Consider the following 3751-nt stretch of genomic DNA (forward strand, 5'->3'; position numbering starts at 1 on the left):
CTGTGGGAGACCATCGACCTGCTTCTGCTGGGTAAGGTCGTCTTCATGGATGCCTATCGTGGGCTAATGGATCACACTGCGGGTGAGGCGGTGCAAAACCGGATTGTTGAGGCGGCGGAGCGCGTTCCCGGGGTCAGGGGCGTCATCCATCTGCGGGCTCGCTATGTGGGCCAAGACATCTGGGCCGACATGATCATCGGCGTCGATCCCGAGAACACCGTGGAACAGGCGCACGACATTTGCGAGGCGGTGCAGGCCGCCGTCTGTGGCAAGATCCGCCGCATCGAATCCCTGCATGTCAGCGCCGAGGCGCGGGAAGCCGGTGATACCAGCAAGCCGATCTTCTCCGAGGAGCCACTGAGTTTCGACGAGGTCATGCTGTCCAAGGTGGATGACGACAAGGGCTCAAATGAACGTGGAAACCAGCGATGATTGAAATTGGAGAAACCATGGGCGATCTGTCCACCAACAAGATCGTCTTTTGCGAACGGTCGTGGAAGACGCCTGTCTCCATCCTGGCGTTCCTGATCCTGGTGACCTTTGCTTGGGGGGCTTATCTCCTCGACAATTATGATGAGGATGGCTTCTTCCATGGGGCCGACGATTTGTCGGTGGGCCAGTTCCTGGCGCGCAATATCGCCATGCCCGATGTGCAGCGGCTGTACTACACCGTGCCGCCAGCGGTGGTGGGTGTCGGCGGCAACGGCGTCAATGCCGGTCCCGTGGCTTCCGGCGCCGTCGTCGGCGCCAACGGCTATGTCATCACCACCATGCACTCCATCGCCAATATGCCGGATATCACGGTTCAGGTGGCCACTTCGGCTGGCATCCGCCGTTTCCCCGCCAAGGTGGTGAAGACCATTCCGGCCCATGATCTCGCCCTGCTGAAGATGCAGACCACTGAGAAGTTCCTGCATTTCCGCATGGCAAATTTTCAGGCCGTGGTGCCCGGCCAGCAAGTTTTCGCCTTTGGCCGGAACATGGCCGGTGCGCCGTTGGTGCGCCAGGGCATGGTTCAGTCTTTGGATGCTCCGCTGGCGGTGGGAACCACTCAGATCACCCATCTGCTGCGCACGGACTCGGTCTACAGCTGGGAGCAGACCGGCGGTCCTCTGGTCAATGCCCAGGGTGATCTGGTCGGCATCAACATCGCCGCCACCAGCCCCACCGGCAAGGTGGAGGGCTTTACGGTGCCTGCATCTGTCATCACCGCCCACCTCCAGGACATTATTCGTTTCAAGACCCCGGTGGCCGCACCGAATGTGCCACCGACTCAGCCCCTCCCGACCCGGTGATGTCGAGACGGCGGGGAGATATGGTAAATTGGCGAATACGATTATGGTGAACCGATGAAGTTCGAAAACTGCAGAGATTGCCGCGAGGAAGTTGTTTGGTGGGCTTTTACCGCCGACATCTGCATGACCTTATTCAAGGGCGTGCTGGGGCTCATGAGCGGCAGCGTCGCCCTGGTGGCAGATTCGCTGCATTCGGGTGCCGATGTGGTCGCCAGCGGCGTCACCCAGCTCAGTTTGAAGATCTCGAACAAACCTGCGGATGAGCGCTATCCCTTCGGCTACGGCAACATCCAGTACATCTCGTCGTCAATCGTCGGCTCGTTGCTGCTGATCGGCGCCAGCTTCCTGATGTACGGATCGGTGATGAAGCTCATTTCGGGCAGCTATGAAGCGCCCAGCATCTTCGCTGCCCTGGGTGCGTCGGTGACGGTCATCGTCAATGAACTGATGTACCGCTACCAGATTTGTGTCGGCAATGAGAACAACAGTCCGGCCATCATCGCCAATGCCTGGGACAACCGCTCCGACGCCATTTCCTCGGCGGCGGTGATGGTGGGCGTCATCGCCTCGGTGATCGGTTTTCCCATCGCCGACACCATCGCCGCCATCGGCGTGTCGGCCTTGGTGGGGCGTATCGGCCTGGAACTCATCGGCACCTCCGTTCATGGCCTGATGGACAGCTCGGTGGATACCGAGCTGCTGCAAACCGCGTGGCAAGTCGCTATGGATACGCCCATGGTCCACAGCATCTATTTTCTGCGTGGACGCCATGTGGGCGAGGATGTGCAATTCGACATCCGCCTGCGGGTCGATCCCAATCTGCGCATCAAGGACAGTTCCAGGGTGGCCGAGGCTGTGCGCCAGCGCATCCAGGAGGAAATCCCCCACGCCCGCGATATCCGTCTGTTCGTCAGCCCGGCTCCCGCCGCCGCTGGGGCGAAGTCTCAGATCGGATAGGAATACGCCAAGGGGACATAAGATTCATGGGGACATAACTTCGGCTTTCCCATCCCTCCTGATGGCTCACCCCCACGTATGAACCCCTGCCCTCTATGGTCAATCGAGCCAAATGAACATCAATGTCAGGTATATTTTTAAACTCACATCCGCCGTCGCTGTCGCGGTAGTGTTTGCATTTGGCTTACTCCGCTACAATGAATTCCTGGCAATGCGTGAGGATGCACAATCAAAGCGGTCTAACTTTGAAGTTGAGATACAGAGACGGAATAATTTGTTCGGAAATCTCATTAACCTTACCATCAACCATGCCGCTCTCGAGGATTCGGTATTTGGTCATGCCGCTGACAAGCGCGCAGAGGGGATTGAGAGGAGTAACGATAAAAAAGAAATACTTAAGCTTGATCAGGTGTGGTCTCGCGAAGGGTTTGGCGCAGCTTTTGGAAAAATTATTGCTTACTCGGAAAAGTACCCCGACATTAGGTCTGTAAAATCATATAAATTAATGATGTCGTCACTTGTTGATATGGAAGACAGAATCTCTGTTAATCGCATTTTGTACAATGAGAGCGCCGCAAAATTTAATGCTGAAATTAGGAAAATTCCGTGGAAGTATCTGGCCATGGCCGCCGGATTCAAGAAACGGGAGTATTTTAATCAAAATCAGGAAAGTACTGCGATAATCAATGCTCCTATTGTCGCACCTGAGATATACCAGCAACTGATGCCCTTGGCTCCAGCTCAGTAAAAGTCAAACAAGCGATAACAGTACACCTCTGAGCTGACCAAGATCATATTTGCGGCAAAAGTTATAAATGATCCAGCGTATTCAAGAGGCTATTACTCAGCCAAAGAAAATACACATCAGAATTGAACGAAACTTGGGTGATCCGACAGTTTCGGCCCGTTGCCGGAATTGACCTCCACCAGTTCGACCAGCAGGCGGGCTTCGATCGCGCCCCCCCTGGCCCATGCGCCGCGCAAGATCGGAGAAGGCGCCGAGGTCGTCATTGACGATCACCTGGCGGGTGATGCCGATCTTGCGCGCCCAGGTCTCGATCTCGGGATTCGGCCATGGTGCCGGCCTTGATCTCGCCGTGCTCCCCCAGCTTCTCCGTAAGCATCCGGTGAGAACCGCAGGTGCAGGCAGCTTTGATCAGGCTGCCTGACTGTTGGCGACGCGCGGTAATCCGTCGTGCCAGATGATCTTGATCATGTCACCGCTGCGCCCCCGGAAGACGAACAGATCGCCGGCATGGGGATCGCGCTTCAATGACTCCTGGACTTGGAGCGCCAGGCCGTTCATGCCACGGCGCATGTCGGTGCGGCCGACCGCCAGCCAGACCCGGACATTGCTCGGAACCGGGATCATCGCCGCTCCAGCACGTCAAGAACCCGCCGCAGCGTCGAAGCAGCGGCATCACCGCCGACACGAATACGATAGCCGCTGGCAAGCTCGATCTCGATCCGATCGTCCGGGGAGATGGGGGGCGCGAGCG

6 protein-coding genes are annotated in these 3751 nt (G+C 57.2%); 4 read left to right on the top strand and 2 right to left on the bottom strand.

The features are described from left to right. The 4 genes from A6A05_RS02095 to mamQ all read left to right on the top strand — a co-directional run. Positions 1 to 432, top strand: a 432-nt coding sequence (locus A6A05_RS02095; RefSeq protein WP_281193228.1) for a cation diffusion facilitator family transporter, incomplete at its 5' end; no start/stop codon positions are given. 17 nt (positions 433 to 449) lie between these two features. Continuing rightward, positions 450 to 1295: a S1C family serine protease gene (locus tag A6A05_RS02100; protein ID WP_245644142.1), complete on the top strand. Its 846-nt coding sequence runs from the start codon at positions 450 to 452 to the stop codon at positions 1293 to 1295. A gap of 54 nt (positions 1296 to 1349) precedes the next feature. Then, entirely contained in the window at positions 1350 to 2252 is a 903-nt protein-coding gene (gene mamB / locus A6A05_RS02105) for a magnetosome biogenesis CDF transporter MamB (RefSeq protein ID WP_068497004.1), read from the top strand. A 112-nt stretch (positions 2253 to 2364) separates the two neighbouring features. Beyond that, entirely contained in the window at positions 2365 to 3000 is a 636-nt protein-coding gene (mamQ, locus tag A6A05_RS02110) for a magnetosome protein MamQ (RefSeq protein ID WP_068497005.1), read from the top strand. A 96-nt stretch (positions 3001 to 3096) separates the two neighbouring features. On the opposite strand, the gene A6A05_RS21605 is transcribed toward mamQ, so the two are convergent. After that, positions 3097 to 3273 carry a hypothetical protein gene (locus A6A05_RS21605; RefSeq protein ID WP_483807116.1) on the bottom strand — a complete coding sequence of 59 codons (177 nt, stop codon included), beginning with the start codon at positions 3271 to 3273 and terminating at the stop codon, positions 3097 to 3099. Positions 3274 to 3408: 135 nt separating this feature from the next. Then, positions 3409 to 3624, bottom strand: a complete 216-nt coding sequence (tnpB, locus tag A6A05_RS02115; protein WP_082910622.1) for an IS66 family insertion sequence element accessory protein TnpB — start codon at positions 3622 to 3624, stop codon at positions 3409 to 3411. Between the last annotated feature and the right edge of the window lie 127 nt (positions 3625 to 3751).

Source organism: Magnetospirillum moscoviense, from assembly GCF_001650635.1.
Lineage (GTDB): Bacteria > Pseudomonadota > Alphaproteobacteria > Rhodospirillales > Magnetospirillaceae > Magnetospirillum > Magnetospirillum moscoviense.

Excerpts from the sequence above, each read along its gene's own strand:
- A6A05_RS02100 (WP_245644142.1), top strand. The coding sequence starts at position 450 with ATGGGCGATCTGTCCACCAACAAGATCGTCTTTTGCGAACGGTCGTGG.
- mamB (WP_068497004.1), top strand. The coding sequence starts at position 1,350 with ATGAAGTTCGAAAACTGCAGAGATTGCCGCGAGGAAGTTGTTTGGTGG.
- mamQ (WP_068497005.1), top strand. The coding sequence starts at position 2,365 with ATGAACATCAATGTCAGGTATATTTTTAAACTCACATCCGCCGTCGCT.
- tnpB (WP_082910622.1), bottom strand. The coding sequence starts at position 3,624 with ATGATCCCGGTTCCGAGCAATGTCCGGGTCTGGCTGGCGGTCGGCCGC.